Source organism: uncultured Roseovarius sp., assembly GCF_947489715.1.
Lineage (GTDB): Bacteria > Pseudomonadota > Alphaproteobacteria > Rhodobacterales > Rhodobacteraceae > Roseovarius.
Genome location: NZ_CANLER010000001.1, coordinates 764,293 through 779,102 on the forward strand (window position 1 = coordinate 764,293; position 14,810 = coordinate 779,102).

Annotated in this window: 15 protein-coding genes and 1 tRNA gene; 8 read left to right on the top strand and 8 right to left on the bottom strand. The window is 53.5% G+C overall.

What is annotated here, in order from left to right; translation table 11 throughout:
* The first annotated feature begins 63 nt into the window (after positions 1–63).
* Complete coding sequence (locus Q1B27_RS03805) at positions 64–195, top strand: hypothetical protein (protein WP_299843827.1); 132 nt, start codon at positions 64–66, stop codon at positions 193–195.
* A 168-nt stretch (positions 196–363) separates the two neighbouring features.
* Positions 364–440 (top strand) — tRNA-Arg (locus tag Q1B27_RS03810).
* 21 nt (positions 441–461) lie between these two features.
* Here the strand turns inward: Q1B27_RS03810 and Q1B27_RS03815 are convergent.
* Positions 462–1,367 (bottom strand): LysR family transcriptional regulator, encoded by a 906-nt coding sequence (locus Q1B27_RS03815; protein ID WP_299843830.1) that lies wholly within the window; start codon positions 1,365–1,367, stop codon positions 462–464.
* A 115-nt stretch (positions 1,368–1,482) separates the two neighbouring features.
* Here Q1B27_RS03815 and Q1B27_RS03820 point away from each other — a divergent pair, with 115 nt between their 5' ends.
* The 4 genes from Q1B27_RS03820 to Q1B27_RS03835 all read left to right on the top strand — a co-directional run bounded on the left by Q1B27_RS03820 (position 1,483) and on the right by Q1B27_RS03835 (position 5,774).
* Positions 1,483–2,706: an acyl-CoA dehydrogenase gene (locus Q1B27_RS03820; protein ID WP_299843833.1), complete on the top strand. Its 1,224-nt coding sequence runs from the start codon at positions 1,483–1,485 to the stop codon at positions 2,704–2,706.
* 194 nt (positions 2,707–2,900) lie between these two features.
* Positions 2,901–4,298, top strand: a complete 1,398-nt coding sequence (locus Q1B27_RS03825; RefSeq protein ID WP_299843836.1) for an MATE family efflux transporter — start codon at positions 2,901–2,903, stop codon at positions 4,296–4,298.
* Between the two features lie 280 nt (positions 4,299–4,578).
* A complete protein-coding gene (gene aroQ, locus Q1B27_RS03830; RefSeq protein ID WP_299843839.1) occupies positions 4,579–5,022 on the top strand; it encodes a type II 3-dehydroquinate dehydratase in 444 nt (147 codons plus the stop codon).
* Complete coding sequence (locus Q1B27_RS03835) at positions 5,019–5,774, top strand: LuxR family transcriptional regulator (protein WP_299843842.1); 756 nt, start codon at positions 5,019–5,021, stop codon at positions 5,772–5,774. Before aroQ ends, Q1B27_RS03835 begins: the two co-directional genes overlap by 4 nt.
* A gap of 343 nt (positions 5,775–6,117) precedes the next feature.
* Here Q1B27_RS03835 and Q1B27_RS03840 read toward each other — a convergent pair whose 3' ends face one another.
* The 5 genes from Q1B27_RS03840 to Q1B27_RS03860 all read right to left on the bottom strand — a co-directional run bounded on the left by Q1B27_RS03840 (position 6,118) and on the right by Q1B27_RS03860 (position 10,761).
* Positions 6,118–7,230, bottom strand: coding sequence for a serine/threonine protein kinase (locus Q1B27_RS03840; protein ID WP_299843845.1), 1,113 nt, complete (start codon positions 7,228–7,230; stop codon positions 6,118–6,120).
* A gap of 69 nt (positions 7,231–7,299) precedes the next feature.
* Entirely contained in the window at positions 7,300–8,172 is an 873-nt protein-coding gene (gene tsf / locus Q1B27_RS03845) for a translation elongation factor Ts (RefSeq protein ID WP_299843848.1), read from the bottom strand.
* 75 nt (positions 8,173–8,247) lie between these two features.
* Positions 8,248–9,048: a 30S ribosomal protein S2 gene (gene rpsB, locus Q1B27_RS03850; protein ID WP_299843851.1), complete on the bottom strand. Its 801-nt coding sequence runs from the start codon at positions 9,046–9,048 to the stop codon at positions 8,248–8,250.
* A 170-nt stretch (positions 9,049–9,218) separates the two neighbouring features.
* Positions 9,219–9,797 (bottom strand): GNAT family N-acetyltransferase, encoded by a 579-nt coding sequence (locus Q1B27_RS03855; protein WP_299843854.1) that lies wholly within the window; start codon positions 9,795–9,797, stop codon positions 9,219–9,221.
* 10 nt (positions 9,798–9,807) lie between these two features.
* Entirely contained in the window at positions 9,808–10,761 is a 954-nt protein-coding gene (locus tag Q1B27_RS03860) for a homocysteine S-methyltransferase family protein (protein WP_299843857.1), read from the bottom strand.
* 376 nt (positions 10,762–11,137) lie between these two features.
* On the opposite strand from Q1B27_RS03860, the gene Q1B27_RS03865 reads away from it, so the two are divergent.
* Both Q1B27_RS03865 and Q1B27_RS03870 read left to right on the top strand, forming a co-directional pair.
* Positions 11,138–12,046 carry a pseudouridine-5'-phosphate glycosidase gene (locus Q1B27_RS03865; RefSeq protein ID WP_299843860.1) on the top strand — a complete coding sequence of 303 codons (909 nt, stop codon included), beginning with the start codon at positions 11,138–11,140 and terminating at the stop codon, positions 12,044–12,046.
* Positions 12,047–12,167: 121 nt separating this feature from the next.
* Positions 12,168–12,863: a DUF502 domain-containing protein gene (locus Q1B27_RS03870; protein WP_299843863.1), complete on the top strand. Its 696-nt coding sequence runs from the start codon at positions 12,168–12,170 to the stop codon at positions 12,861–12,863.
* Here the strand turns inward: Q1B27_RS03870 and Q1B27_RS03875 are convergent.
* A complete protein-coding gene (locus Q1B27_RS03875; RefSeq protein ID WP_299843866.1) occupies positions 12,860–13,882 on the bottom strand; it encodes a patatin-like phospholipase family protein in 1,023 nt (340 codons plus the stop codon). The two genes, Q1B27_RS03870 and Q1B27_RS03875, sit on opposite strands and share 4 nt — an antisense overlap.
* An 87-nt stretch (positions 13,883–13,969) precedes the next feature.
* On the bottom strand, positions 13,970–14,743 hold the full coding sequence (locus Q1B27_RS03880; protein ID WP_299843869.1) for a 3-hydroxybutyrate dehydrogenase: 774 nt from the start codon (positions 14,741–14,743) through the stop codon (positions 13,970–13,972).
* Between the last annotated feature and the right edge of the window lie 67 nt (positions 14,744–14,810).

Genomic DNA, 14,810 nt, shown 5'->3' on the forward strand with positions numbered 1-14,810 from the left:
AGGATTCGACAATTGGTCTAAGGTGTTGTTAGAGTGCAATTGTTGCCAACAACGGAGAAAAATATGAAACTCTTCAACATCCTGACAGTGATCATGCTCGGCGCATTCCTGACTGCTTGCGCGCAGCAAGAAGAACCCGAGCCCGTAATGGTCGAACCAGAACCGGTTTATGACAAATACGGCAACCCGGTCTAACTGACGACCTAGTTCCGAAAGAATCACTTTAAGCCTGGGTTTGCTTACGCATGCCCGGGCTTTTCGTTTTTGGCCTTTAGTCAAGTTAGCCGCGCGATCAGGAAAGCGGCTTCTATAGGCATTTTCCAATTGAGGCGAGGAAGAGTTTGTCCTATACCGCGCCGCAATGCACCTGTAGCTCAGCTGGATAGAGCGCTGCCCTCCGAAGGCAGAGGCCAGAGGTTCGAATCCTCTCAGGTGCGCCATTTCCCGGATTGTAGAATGAATTATCGGGGCAGGGGATCTTCGTGCTCGGTTTGACCTGCCAACCAGTCCCGGAATTTAGCCAAAGCAGGATCGCTGGACTTCTCTTGCGGCCAAACAAGATAATAGGCGCCGTCTAACTCCGTTGGTTCTCCCCATACAGGTACGAGCCTGCCAGTTGCCAAATCCTGTTCGGCCAAGTAATCCGGCAAAAGCGCTACGCCCAGCCCATGTAATGCCGCTTGAGTGATGGTGGAAAATTGATCGTGAACCGTGCCACTTATTGTTACAGTCTTCTCCCCATGTGCCGCAAACCAATGGTTCCATGCGTCCGGACGTGTTTCTATATGCAGAATGGGTAGTTTCAAAATCTCCTTGGGGTCGCGGATAGGGGCGTCGATCAGACTAGGGGCACAGACCGCGATCACCCGTTCGGTCTTTAATCGTAGATGTTGTGATAAGGGCCAGTCAGCTTTTCCGAAATGTATCGCAGCATCAAAAGGTTCCGTCGCAAAATTAAATGGTTTCAACCGCGTAGTAAGGTTGATTGTGACCTCTGGATGCAATCGGGCAAAATCGGCCAGTCGTGGTACAAGCCAGCGCATACCGAAAGTGGGCAGTATAGCCAGATCAAGACTGCCACCCGATGGGTTCACCGTGAGTTTGAGCGAAGCTTGTGTGATCTGTTGTAACGATTGCCGGATTGTGGCGGCATAGGCGCGCGCATCGGGTGTCAAGACCGTGCCGCGCCCCTGTCGCAGAACCAGCGTCACGCCTAACTGCTCCTCCAATGTTTGCAATTGTCGGCTGACCGCGCTCTGACTAAGTGACAGTTCAGCCGCGACAGCGGTGGCACTGCCCAGACGGTCTAAAGCTTCGATTGCTCGCAGAGACGCGATCGAAGGCAGGAGGCGTCTGGAAGGAGTCATTCTTGCTAATTTCTCATGTAACTTGCGGAATAATCGCTATTCTTGCACCCGAAAGAAGATTATTGTCCAGCTATCCCTGCAACGTCATGCGGAAAACTCATGAAATGGAGTTATTATGACACTCGACGCCCTTACAATGAAAGCCAAAGACGCCCCTGATCTTTCCAAGTTCGACTGGGAAGATCCTTTCCGCTTGTCTGATCAGTTGGAAGAGGACGAACGCATGATCGCTGAGAGCGCTCGTGCCTATGCCCAGGAAAAGCTACAACCGCGTGTAATCAAAGCTTTCAGTGAAGAAGAGACCGACCCCCAAATTTTCCAAGAGATGGGGGAAATGGGGCTATTGGGGACCACAATTCCGGAGGAGTATGGTGGATTGGGCAGCAGCTATGTCAGTTACGGCTTGGTTGCGCGTGAAGTGGAGCGGGTCGACAGCGGATATCGCTCTATGATGTCGGTGCAATCCAGTCTGGTGATGTATCCGATCTACGCTTACGGGTCAGAAGAGCAACGGCAGAAATTTCTCCCCAAGCTTGCCAGTGGAGAATGGATTGGTTGTTTTGGCCTGACCGAGCCTGACGCTGGTAGCGACCCAGCGGGTATGAAAACCCGCGCCGAGAAAACCGAAGGCGGTTATCGCATCACTGGTTCGAAAATGTGGATCTCAAACAGCCCGATCGCCGATGTCTTTGTAATCTGGGCCAAATCGGATGCGCACGACGGCAAGATCCGAGGTTTTGTTCTAGAGAAAGGAACCAAGGGTCTGAGAGCTCCGAAGATCGGCGGCAAACTCTCCCTGCGCGCCTCGATCACGGGCGAAATCGTGCTGGATGGTGTCGAGGTCGGCGAAGAAGCTCTATTGCCTAATGTTCAGGGATTGAAGGGTCCATTCGGTTGCCTGAACCGCGCCCGCTACGGTATCGCCTGGGGCGTCATGGGGGCGGCTGAATTCTGTTGGCACGGCGCGCGGCAATATGGCCTGGACCGCAAACAGTTCAACCGCCCACTGGCACAAACACAGTTGTTTCAGTTGAAGCTGGCTAACATGCAGACGGAAATCGCACTTGGGCTGCAAGCTGCACTTCGGGTCGGTCGACTGATGGACAAGGCCAATGCGGCGCCAGAGATGATCAGCCTGATCAAGCGCAACAATTGCGGCAAAGCACTTGAGATCGCGCGGCATGCTCGTGATATGCACGGTGGCAACGGTATTTCGGAAGAATACCAGGTAATCCGTCACATGATGAACCTTGAAACAGTGAATACGTACGAGGGTACACATGATGTACATGCCTTGATTCTTGGGCGCGCCCAAACTGGCCTGCAGGCTTTCTATTAGAATTATCAATATACTATAGAATAGAGTTAATCCGACGTAATCTCGTTATTCTCCGGTCAGGTGTGCTGATGGCACGCCTGACCATTTTCATGTGCATCAATGAACACGGACCTCGGCATCTGAGCCGTTGCACCGGACGTATAGAAGATTATTTGCTGTTAAGGTCTATGTCCCGGGCGAGGCGGAGAATTTCTATGGCGGTAGCCGAAGCCAGTTTTACCCAAGGCAATCTGATGCGGCATGTGTCGATGATGTCATTCACAGCCAGTCTTGGTTTGATGGCGGTCTTTGTCGTTGACCTGATTGACATCATCTTCATCTCGATGCTGGGGCAGGAAGCCCTGGCAGCTGCGGCGGGTTATGCCAGCACGGTCATGTTTTTTGCCAGTGCAGTAAATATCGGGTTGTCGGTCGCGGCAGGCGCGCTTGTGTCACGCGCGGTCGGGTCGGATGACGAAGTTGATGCTCGTGAATTTGCCACCAGCGTTGCGGTGCTGTCGATTGTGGTGGGGATCATATTGCCGTTGTTGGCGTTGCCCAACATTCAGGGTATTCTGAGTTTGCTCGGCGCGACAGGCGAGGTGGCGGAAAAAGCGGCGCAATACCTGTGGATCATTCTGCCGACAACGATGATTTCTGGACTTTCTATGACGACTGTCGCTGTCTTGCGCGCCTATGGCGATGGATCGCGTGCAATGTATCCTGCGCTTTCAGGAGGGGCAGCAAATGGTCTCCTTGATCCAATCTTTATTTTTGCGCTTGGGTTGGGTCTTCCCGGCGCTGCGATCGCTACGGTGGTTGCGCGTTTTGTCACGCTTGGCATGGCGTTGTATCCGGTGGTCACGCGCTATCAGGCATTCTCAAAGCCACGCCCGCAATGTATCAAGCGAGACGCCACAATTGCCACCCGCATTGCGATACCGGCGGTGCTGGGAACCGTGGCGACTCCTGTGGGCACCGCTATTGTCACTCGTGAAATGGCCAAATACGGCACTGATGCCGTGGCGGGCATGGCGGTGATCAGCCGTATAATCCCAGTAGTTTTTTCTGTAGTGTTGGCGCTTTCCGGTGCCATTGGACCGATCATCGGTCAGAACTATGGGGCAGGGCAGATGGATCGCGTGAAAGAAGCGTTTTGCGACGCACTTAAGTTCGTCGGCATCTATGTCATCCTAGCTGCTGCACTTCTCTTTTTGTTGCGGGAGCCAATTTCGGGCCTGTTCGATGCTACCGGAATGACCAAGACATTGATCTTTCTATTCTGTGGTCCTTTAGCGTTGGCATCGTTTTTTAACGGTGCGATTTTTGTCGCCAACGCGTCGTTCAACAATCTTGGACATCCGGGCTACTCAACATTGATCAACTGGGGGCGCAACACATTGGGTACATGGCCGTTGGTGATTTGGGCTGGCGCTACTTGGGGTGCACCTGGTGTTTTGATCGGGCAAGCCATCGGCGGTGTGATCTTTGCAGGGCTTGCGGTGATGCTTGGACTGAGGGTCATTGCCAAGCCAGAAGAGGACCTGATCCCGATAGGGTTTAAATATCAGGAAGATCGCATTCACACATTGTGCAATCGTTGTGGGCGCTAGGTTTAGCTTTAGTCAATACGTTAAGCGCATAATCAGTATTATGTAAATGTTAGTGGAATACATGGATTTGGATTCGTTGTCACTATTTCCGTTATTTTACAATGCAATACCTGGCATTCTTACTCTAAATACACTCAAATACTTTCATTATTTTGAAACATCTAGAGGCGCTCTGCCACCTAACGATTGTCAAAAAACCGCGAATTTCAAGAACTTGGTGATGGGATGCTCGACAGCGTCAAGCATTACAGTCTAAAAGGACAACGAGGGAAATTTCGCCATGACTTCTATACTTGTACTCAATGGACCCAATCTCAATCTGCTGGGTCAACGGCAGCCTGACGTCTATGGCAGCGCTACGCTCGCCGATATAGAAAAAATGTGCCGGGCTAAGGCAAAGTCTCTGGGCGTCGATCTCGAATTTCGTCAAAGCAATGACGAAGGTGCTCTGCTGGATATGATTCATGCAGCGCGAGGTGTGCATATAGGGATCATTTTGAACGCTGGCGCTTACACGCACACGTCAATTGCCTTGCGCGATGCAATCAGTTCGGTCGAGTTGCCAGTGATTGAATTGCACCTCTCGAACATACACGCCCGTGAAGAATTTCGTCATCATTCCTACATAAGCGGCGTTTCGTTGGGCATGATCTGTGGGTTTGGCGCTGCCGGGTATCCGATGGCTGTCGAAGCGCTGCACCGACACCTTGGGGGCGCAGGATGATTCCAACAACGCAAATCAATCGCCTGCTCAATACGCCCAGTATCGAAGAGCTCTGGGATATGCATACCAAGAGCATGGCGTCTTATGGTTTTGACCGTCTTATCTATGGCTATACGCGGTACCGCACCGCGACATCACTCGGCGATCCTGAAGATTTTGTGTTACTGACAAATCACGCGCCGGATTACACCGACGTATTCATCGGACAAGGATTATTCTTTCATGCACCTATGGTCCGATGGGCGCTGGAGCATGATGGGGCCTGTTCGTGGTCGGTTTTGAAAATGATGATAACTTCGGGCGCCATGACAGAACAGGAAGCCAAGGTGTTGGAGTTCAATCAATCCAAGAGCGTGACAGCCGGATACTCTGTCAGCTTCAAATCCATTTCACCAAGGACCAAAGGGGCCATTGCACTTACAGCTCGTGAGGGTTTGGATCAGGATGAAGTCGACGCTATTTGGGACGAACATGGTGATGACATTATTGCTCTGAACAACATGGCCCATCTGCGTATCCTGTCCCTGCCCTATACTGCGCCGGGACGTACCTTGACCAAACGCCAGCGCGAAGTTTTGGAATGGGTTGGAGACGGAAAAACCATCCAGGACATCGCCATGTTACTGGAATTGACACCCGCCACGGTTGAGAAACATTTGCGTCTGGCGCGTGAAGCACTCAGTGTCGAAACCACCGCACAGGCGGTTCTAAAAGCAGCTTTTCAGAATCAAATGTTCGTCATTGATACATAATACTCGTAAAACGAGAGTATTGTTTCCAACAAAAACATAAATTTACGCCTTGGTAAGGAAATCCAGACTTTCGTTACCTAGCGTAAAATAGCAATATGGTGATGTTCCGTGAGTGGTGGCTTTATAGCCCGGGAACATCGGATCCGGAACCTCTGTGATATCAGGGCACTCGGATCTGCCGGTCCTACCGGATGTCGGCCACTGGTCTTATTGATCGGGTCAGTGGTCGGCGCTTACCAGACTGTCGTTTCATCCCCAATTTTAGGGCAGTCTTCTACTACCGCGGTGTCGCTTTTTAGGGCGACACCGCAACCGTTTGACGGGCTTGCCCCCCCCTGCCCCGTCACATGTTCGGGAAGTAATCCTGGCATGTTCCTTCACGGTAGACGTCCGCAGTGCAACAATGAAGACCGCCACCAAACGCATATGCATCGCGCAGTTCGACCTCCACCACATTCAGTCCCAGCTTATCCATCTGCTCGGCCTGATATACTTCGGATTTCTCGACACAGACGGTTTTGGGATCAAGCACCAGTACGTTCATGCTGAGCCAAGTGGAAGAATAGCAAAGCGGTGGCGGAGCATTATGCGCGGGTTGCGCCGCATCCACGATCTCCCAGTCATTATCGCTGAACATTTTGCGCTGCTCGTCAGGTAGACGGCGCTGCGGGTTATTCAGGATCAGGCCTGGGCGCAAAGGTGTAAATGTTGCGTCGATATGGATCGGATACGGATCACCAGGAAAGTTGACGGTATGTATTCGGTGATCCGGGAAATGGCGGCGAATCCATTCAATGCCCTTAAGGTTGGTTGTGAACCCGTGCTGAACCACCAGATCGCGGCCAAACCGCAGGACATCAGCTGCGTCAAACAAGGGTTCTTCCTCTGTGGTAACAAAGAATTTTTCTGCGGCCCATTGCAGGCGCTTCTCCACACCGATTTTGTCCGAAAGATAATCGGGATGATAATCTGCATCGGTCAAACGTGGCTTGGGCGCGCATTCGTGGCGGAAATTCGGGTCTTCGTTGAAATACCGCTGCATCAGCGGGCGATAATTGAGGTACTCGAACCATCGGCAGCGGTACGACATCGTGGCTTCGAGCATTTCCGACCCGACCGTCAGCAAAACATCACGCGGTGGCATGCAACCAAATTGGCTATCCGTATGAAAATCCGGCGTCGTTGCGGGCTGGCTATGGTCAATAGAAATTGGACGATCCACGCGGATGCCGCGCTTTTCCAACATCGACGCGAAGTTATCCAGAAGCTCATTCGCGCGGTCGATGGTTTCCTGCGGGCGGCGGCCCCATTGGCCGCGCATATCGCTATCCTCGGGCACCTTGGCGTCCAGCGCAGGTTCTTCCGGCGGGATGTGACAATCATCCGCGCGGCCTACGATCACATGTTTCAGTGGATCCCACTCGTTCCAGCTGTTGACGACAGTTTTTTGAGACAATGTACCTCTCCCCGGAAATGAAACGGGGCACCCGATTGGATGCCCCGTCTATCTTGTGAAAACAGGCGCTTAGCCCTGAACGGCCTTGGCGACCTCGGCGGCGAAGTCTTCTTTTTCGACTTCGATACCTTCGCCGACCTCAAGCCGTACGAAACCCAGGATTTCAGCGCCGGCTTCTTTAGCTGCGACCTCAACCGTCAGATCGGGGTTCATCACGAAAGACTGACCCAGAAGCGTTACTTCGGACATGAATTTCTTCATGCGGCCGACGATCATCTTCTCGATTACCTGTTCTGGCTTGCCGGATTCGCGAGCGATGTCGATCTGGACCTGCTTTTCCTTCTCGACAACGGCCGGGTCCAACTCAGCCTCGTTCAGCGCTGCGGGATTGGTGGCGGCGATATGCATCGCAACCTGCTTGCCGAAACCAGCGTCGCCTTTCAGCGCAACCAACACACCGATTTTGCCCATTCCATCAGCGGCCGCGTTATGCACGTAGGACACAACGGTGTCACCTTCGACCGAGGCCATTCGACGTAGAGACATGTTTTCGCCGATGGTGGCGATTTTGTCGGTGATCGTTGCTTCGACGGTCTTGCCACCTAGGTCAGCGGCTTTCAGCGCGTCGACGTCGGCAGCGCCAACCGCAGCACCTGCGATGGCGCCAACCATGCCTTGGAATTCAGCGTTCTTGGCGACGAAGTCGGTTTCCGAGTTGATCTCGACAGCAACGCCGCGATCACCGTCAACCTTGACCGCTACCAGACCTTCAGCGGCGGTACGTCCGGATTTCTTGGCTGCTTTTGCCAGACCCTTGGTGCGTAGCCAGTCAACGGCAGCTTCCATGTCACCATCATTTTCAGTCAGGGCCTTTTTCGCATCCATCATGCCTGCGCCTGTGGAATCGCGCAGTTCTTTCACCATTGCAGCAGTGATCGCCATGTCGGCTCTCCTCGAATTTGTCAGTGGATCAGGGGGCGGGCCTACCCTGCCCCCTTGTCATTTCTGTAAAGCGGTTCAGCTTTCGGCGGGCGCCTCTTCGGCAGCAGCTTCTTCGGCTGGTGCTTCTGCTGCGACTTCTTCAATCGGCGCTTCTGTCATGGCACCCAGGTCAACGCCAGCCGCACCCATCTGCGCTGACATGCCGTCAAGCGCCGCGCGGGCAACCAGATCAGTGTAGAGAGTGATCGCGCGGGCCGCGTCATCGTTGCCGGGGATAATATAGTCGATGCCATCAGGTGAGCAGTTGGTGTCAACCACGGCCACGACCGGGATGCCCAATTTGTTGGCTTCGGCCACGGCCAAGGCTTCTTTCTTGACGTCGATGACGAAAAGAAGATCCGGAACACCACCCATTTCACGGATACCGCCCAGGGAAGCCTGCAATTTGGTTTGATCACGTTCGATGCCCAGACGCTCTTTCTTGGTCAAACCCTCGGCACCACCTTCCAGCGCCTCGTCAATCTGCTTCAGACGGTTAATCGACTGAGAAACGGTTTTCCAGTTCGTGAGCGTGCCACCCAGCCAGCGGTGATTCATGTAGTATTGCGCACATTTTTCAGCCGCCTCGGCGATTGGTGTGCTGGCTTGGCGTTTGGTTCCGACAAACAGCACCCGCCCGCCCTTCGCGACTGTTTCGCGGACAACGTTCAAAGCCGCGTCCAGCATCGGAACGGTCTGCGTCAGATCCATGATATGGATGCCATTGCGCGCGCCATAAATGAACTCGCCCATACGGGGGTTCCAACGTTGCGTCTGGTGGCCAAAGTGAACGCCAGCTTCAAGCAACTGACGCATGGTGAACTCGGGAAGAGCCATGTCGTTTTCCTTTTCCGGTTTTCGCCTCGGCACGGGGACGAGGCGAATGCCTCAACCGGTGGACATATGGGGATGTCTCCCCCAATGGCCCGCCCGTACCTGCGGATTTCAATGGAGCGCGCATAAAGGAGAACGCGCACCATGGCAAGTGTTAAATCCGGTGTAAAAGCCTATTCTGGCAGGCGGATCATCAGGATCCATTCGGTTCCGGGGCATTGCCAACCTTCGGCCTCGACCACCGGAAGACGGGCTTTTTCCTTATACCATTCACTACGATACAACTTAAGCGCTGCCACGTTGCTATCTTCGACAATCAGGCTCATGCCTTTTTCCAACGCGTTTCCGGCAACGGCCCGCAATAGTTTGCGACCGATACCAAGCCCCTGAAACTCAGGAAAAACAGCCAGTGCATTGACGTAGTGAGTGCGCGGCGCCAGATTTTCCAACTGAATCAGCGGCTTGAATAAAGGCGGCGTGTCATCCTCGATGGCTTCGGGTTCGTCACCGATGTCATAAGTGATAACCCCGCCTGCGGTCTGTCCGTCAACTTCTGCCACCAGGCAAGTGCCTTGTGCGGATTTTTCGATCTTTTCTCGCATGCGCTGCAGTACGATGTCGTCCAGATTACCGTCCGGCCCAGCCGATTGCGCCCAAACCCATGGGGCAAGTCCTTCGCTGGCCAACTCAAAGACGCGCCTGAAAGCAGGCGCGTCATTCGTGTTTGCGGGACGTAACAGTATGTTCTGCATGTCACCTCCTTCAAGCGGCATGAGCATGACTCTTCACGCAACACCTGCCCACTGCTTCGATATGACGGTGATCCGTGCCACAGCACCCGCCCAGAACCTTGATCCCGGTCAGACCTTGCATCATTGCCGCGTGAAGCTGACCAAATTCGACCGGATCACCATCGTCAAGCTCTTCGGCATTGTCCAATTCCTCGTGGCTCATCCGGCTGGCATTTGCACGCATGCCGCCCAGGCGCGAGGTCCAATCGGCGCCATCCAAAATAGCGGAATAGTGGTCCGGATGTGCGCAGTTGATCATATAGTAGATCGGTTCGGCATCTGTCGCAGCATCGACTTGCGCGATAGCGTCCGCGATCGTCTGGCCGGTTGGTAAGATGCCATTGGTCTCTACAGTGAAAGAGAGTACGACTGGTATGCCAGCCGCTTTGGCCGCACGGGCAATTCCGATCGCTTCTTCGACGTAGTTCATCGTCACAGCTGAAACCATATCGGCACCGGCCATCGCAAAGTTGACAACTTGTCTGGCGTGATATTCCTGCGCCTCTTTGGCAGTCAGCGCGTGATCCGCCACATAGCCATCACCCTGCGGGCCGATCACACCGTTTACGACAATAGTCACACCTTGCGCTTCCCAAGGAGCAGAAATGTCTCGGGCAAAACTGACGGCCTTGGCATTGATCTTATCTATAGCTTCGGCACTGAAACCGGTATCCTCGGCCCAGCCCTGACTTGCCCGCCAAGTCGGTGTGTCGAGCACAAACCCAGTGTCATTTTCTTTAGCGAGTTGCAGGAACTTCTCGAAATACCCGTGCAGAATAGTTCTGCCCTTCTCATCATTTAGCAGAGGGAACGCAGCAAAGGCTGGCAGGTCCAATCCTTCGAGAAAGACCAACGTTGTCTCCAGACCGCCATCCGTCAGGAAAGGTTTTGTTGTCGTAAGCAACGCGTCCAATTTTGAATTCATTGAAAATGTCATTTTAAAGTTCCTCATATCACAAGGTAGAGTGTCATTTACATTTTGATCGACGTGCCGTCCGTCTCAATTCCGTCGACATAGCGATGCGGCGGGTGTGCGCCGCGAAAGTTGCAGTTTGTTTTCATCGGCCCACAATTCAGGTTTCAAATGTTACAAACGAAGCTTTTGAAAAATTTTTAACTTAGCCAAATTGTATCAATGGCTTACTTAGACTTGGTTTCGTCAATTGAAATCTGATGCAGAAACAACTGAAACTCATTGCAATGCCTTGAAACAGAGTTGAAACAATGCGCTGATGCGAATGCCCGCTGCGACCATGAAATTCTCCTTTGCGCGTCCGTTCCGAAAACATCATGATCAAAATATGGATATCTTTGCCCTTTCTCCCGAAATTCACGGCGCACTTAAAAACGACCAACCGGTTGTCGCTCTGGAAAGCACGATCACTACCCACGGTATGCCCTATCCGGACAATCTGGAGACCGCCCATGAGGTTGAAGACGCCGTGCGCAATGCCGGGGCAACTCCTGCCACCATCGCCGTGCTAGATGGCCGTCTCCACATTGGTCTCAGCGATCCCGAATTGGAGAAACTTGCGACGTTACCAGACGCGTCCAAACTTAGCCGTGCTGATCTGGCGGTTTGCCTGTCGCGTGGTGGCACTGGGTCTACCACTGTCGCCGCCACAATGATCGCAGCGGCACAGGTGGGTATTGCCGTCTTCGCTACCGGCGGTATTGGGGGGGTGCATCGCGGGGCCGAACACAGCTTTGATATCTCCGCTGATCTTCAGGAACTGGCGCAAACTCCCGTCACGGTGGTCAGCGCCGGGGCCAAAGCCATCCTCGATTTACCCAAAACGCTTGAAGTTCTGGAGACATTTGGCGTACCCGTCATTGCTTATGGGCAAGACAGTTTTCCTGCTTTCTGGTCGGCCACGTCCCACCTGACCGCGCCTTTGCGCATGGATAGTGCGATGCAAATCGCCGTTGCTCACGGCATGCGGAATGCATTGAACTTGCCGGGTGGTCAATTGGTAGCAAATCCGATCCCCGAAGATGATGAAATCCCGGCAGAACAACTGGAACCGCTCATCAGGCGAGCAATTAGCGAAGCTGAAGTGGCGGGCATCAATGGCAAGGCGCTAACTCCCTTTTTGCTTAAGCGCATTTTCGAGTTGACCGAAGGTAAATCCTTGCGCGCAAACATCGCTTTGATTCTCAACAACGCGCGTCTGGCAAGCCGGATCGCAATCGAAATCGCCAAGCTGTGACAACGCCGGGTTGTAAAGTGATACAAATGCCTGACCCGGCTAGCTTTCTTAGCCGTTCCCCCATTGTCGCATGGCGGATTTCTGCTTACATAGCGGGCATGTTCAACTGCCTGACGAGCCAATGAATACGCCATTCGACGAAGAGCCGCCGCAACAGAAGAAACCGCGCATGTTCGCTGGGCTGCGCGCAAGTTTTCTGACTGGTCTGGTTGTTATTGCACCCGTTGGTCTGACGATCTGGCTGATGTGGACAGTGGTCGGCTGGGTAGATGGATTTGTGCTGCCTTTGGTGCCCTACAATTTCAATCCCGAGAAGTACATTGGCATCAACCTTCGCGGCGTCGGCGTTATCTTCTTCTTCGTATTCACGATTTTTATAGGTTGGATTGCCAAGGGCCTGATCGGACGGTCCCTGATCGCCTATGCGGAAACGCTGGTCGAACGGATGCCGGTCGTCAGAACCATCTATTCTGGTATCAAACAGATATCCGAGACGGTTTTCGCGCAATCAGAGCGTAGTTTTGAAAAGGCCTGTCTGATCCAATATCCGCGGAAGGGCATCTGGGCTATTGGTTTCATCTCGACCACTGCCAAGGGCGAAATCGCTGACCATCCCGAAACTGCCAGCGAGATGCTCAGCATCTTTCTGCCCACGACTCCGAACCCAACCTCTGGATTTCTGCTTTTTGTCCCCAAGGAAGATGTGATCGAACTGGATATGACGGTCGAAGATGCTGCCAAACTGGTGATCTCGGCAGGCCTTGTCTATCCAGGGCAGAACGGAAGTAATGGCAACGGGGCGTCTAATCAATCCTAGCCGAACATCTCTTCCAGATTGGTCGAGCTGACGTTGTTCAACAACACGAAATGATTCTCCAGGAAGGTATCTGCGGCCGCCCGCCCGGCTTCCTTCAAGCGTTTCAGCAGATACGGGTTAGGAAAAAGTTTCGTCGCCACGGATAGTTCGCGCATCAGATCGTCATCTGCGATCATATGCACCAGGACTCGTTTCATCGCTCCCTCATCTACCGTACCCTCTGCAATCAGTCGCTGGACAAAATTGATCGCGCGCAATTCGCGAAGCAGTGACGAGTTGAAACTGATCTCGTTGATCCGGTTCTGAATCTCATGTGCCGCCATCGGCACCTCAGCCCGTTCCAGCGGATTGATGTTCACGATAACAATATCAGCTGGCAATGCCGGGGCGAAAAGCGGAAACAATGCCGGGTTGCCCGTATAGCCCCCATCCCAATAGTGATCCCCTTCTATTTCAACGGCCTGAAACAGTGTTGGCAGACAGGCTGACGCAAGCAAACTGTCTGTATTGATTTCATCGCCTGTGAAAACGCGGATCTTGCCGCTGTGTACGTTGGTCGCACAAACGCAAAAAGCTGGGCCGTCGTTGGCGCAGATCTGGTCATAGTTGAACTGATCCACAATCCGTTGCAGCGGATTGCTGTAGAACGGCCCATACGCGTAGGGGGATACAATGCGCGACACTGTATCGGCGAAAGTGAAGGGAAACGAGAATTGCATCGCATCGCTCACCAAACCCGGTGTGGGTAAAAAACCGGACATCCAGACTGGCATCCGCATATCCTGCACCGCGCCTATTTGACGCCACAGCCAATCAAGGTTTTCGCGCGCGCCTTCTCGACCGTTCAAAAGCCACCCAGCCTTCAATGCCGCGCCATTCAGCGCGCCTGCTGAGGTACCCGAGATGCCCGCGATCTCAATACGCTCATCTTCTAGAAGCCGGTCCAACACGCCCCAGGTGAAAGCCCCGTGCGCGCCACCGCCTTGTAGGGCCAGATTAATTCGTTTCACCTCTGCCATGCGCCTTTACCTCTTTTGGGTCCAATGCTCGTGGGTTGTAGAGAGTGAACCCTACTGCAGTCGTATCGCGTCAGTGATGCGAAGCAATCACAGCGCTGTCCAACCGCCATCAACGCTGATCGTGGTGCCGGTGATTTGCGTCGCTGCATCGGAACATAGGAATACGGTTGTGCCGCCAATCTGATCCACGGTCGCCATCTCACGGCTAGGCTGGCGTGTTAGCATCACTTCACGCAACACTGTTTCCCGATCCATGTCATATTCTTTCATCGTGTCCGGAATTTGTGCTTCGACCAGCGGGGTCAGTACGTAGCCGGGGCAGATGGCATTTGCAGTGATGGGCTCCTCCGCCGTCTCCAGCGCCGTAACCTTGGTCAACCCCACAACGCCATGCTTTGCTGCGACATAGGCCGATTTGAACGGGCTTGCTGTCAGACCGTGTGCCGAGGCGATATTGACCACCCTGCCCCAACCTGCCTTGCGCATCATCGGCAAAGCGGCGGCGGTAGTATGGAAAGACGAACTCATATTGATCGCGATGATCGCGTCCCATTTCTCGGGCGGAAAAGCATCAATTCCTGCCACATGCTGGATTCCGGCGTTATTCACTAGAATATCGCAAGCGCCGGCTTTCTCGATCAACGCGCGGCATTGATCGCCTTTGGACATATCTGCCTGAATGTAGCGGGCATTGATCCCGTGTTCAGTGCCCAGTTTTTCGGCCAATGCGTGATCATCCGCCGAATCGGTGAAAGAGTTCAGAATCACATCGGCACCGGCACGGGCCAATTCCGTTGCGACCCCCAAACCGATCCCCGAATTTGATCCGGTGATGATTGCTGTTTTGCCAGAAAGCGACATGGAACACCTCTCCTTTTGTATATAGGCGTTGCATAACATGCTGCATCTGCAAAGTGCAGGGGGTCAC

Bases quoted from the DNA above. Each gene is read 5' to 3' on its own strand.
- Q1B27_RS03835 (WP_299843842.1), top strand. From the start codon at position 5,019: ATGATTCCAACAACGCAAATCAATCGCCTGCTCAATACGCCCAGTATC.
- Q1B27_RS03805 (WP_299843827.1), top strand. From the start codon at position 64: ATGAAACTCTTCAACATCCTGACAGTGATCATGCTCGGCGCATTCCTG.
- rpsB (WP_299843851.1), bottom strand. From the start codon at position 9,048: ATGGCTCTTCCCGAGTTCACCATGCGTCAGTTGCTTGAAGCTGGCGTT.
- Q1B27_RS03860 (WP_299843857.1), bottom strand. From the start codon at position 10,761: ATGAATTCAAAATTGGACGCGTTGCTTACGACAACAAAACCTTTCCTG.
- Q1B27_RS03815 (WP_299843830.1), bottom strand. From the start codon at position 1,367: ATGACTCCTTCCAGACGCCTCCTGCCTTCGATCGCGTCTCTGCGAGCA.
- aroQ (WP_299843839.1), top strand. From the start codon at position 4,579: ATGACTTCTATACTTGTACTCAATGGACCCAATCTCAATCTGCTGGGT.
- Q1B27_RS03880 (WP_299843869.1), bottom strand. From the start codon at position 14,743: ATGTCGCTTTCTGGCAAAACAGCAATCATCACCGGATCAAATTCGGGG.
- Q1B27_RS03870 (WP_299843863.1), top strand. From the start codon at position 12,168: ATGAATACGCCATTCGACGAAGAGCCGCCGCAACAGAAGAAACCGCGC.
- Q1B27_RS03820 (WP_299843833.1), top strand. From the start codon at position 1,483: ATGACACTCGACGCCCTTACAATGAAAGCCAAAGACGCCCCTGATCTT.
- Q1B27_RS03855 (WP_299843854.1), bottom strand. From the start codon at position 9,797: ATGCAGAACATACTGTTACGTCCCGCAAACACGAATGACGCGCCTGCT.
- Q1B27_RS03825 (WP_299843836.1), top strand. From the start codon at position 2,901: ATGGCGGTAGCCGAAGCCAGTTTTACCCAAGGCAATCTGATGCGGCAT.
- Q1B27_RS03875 (WP_299843866.1), bottom strand. From the start codon at position 13,882: ATGGCAGAGGTGAAACGAATTAATCTGGCCCTACAAGGCGGTGGCGCG.
- tsf (WP_299843848.1), bottom strand. From the start codon at position 8,172: ATGGCGATCACTGCTGCAATGGTGAAAGAACTGCGCGATTCCACAGGC.
- Q1B27_RS03865 (WP_299843860.1), top strand. From the start codon at position 11,138: ATGGATATCTTTGCCCTTTCTCCCGAAATTCACGGCGCACTTAAAAAC.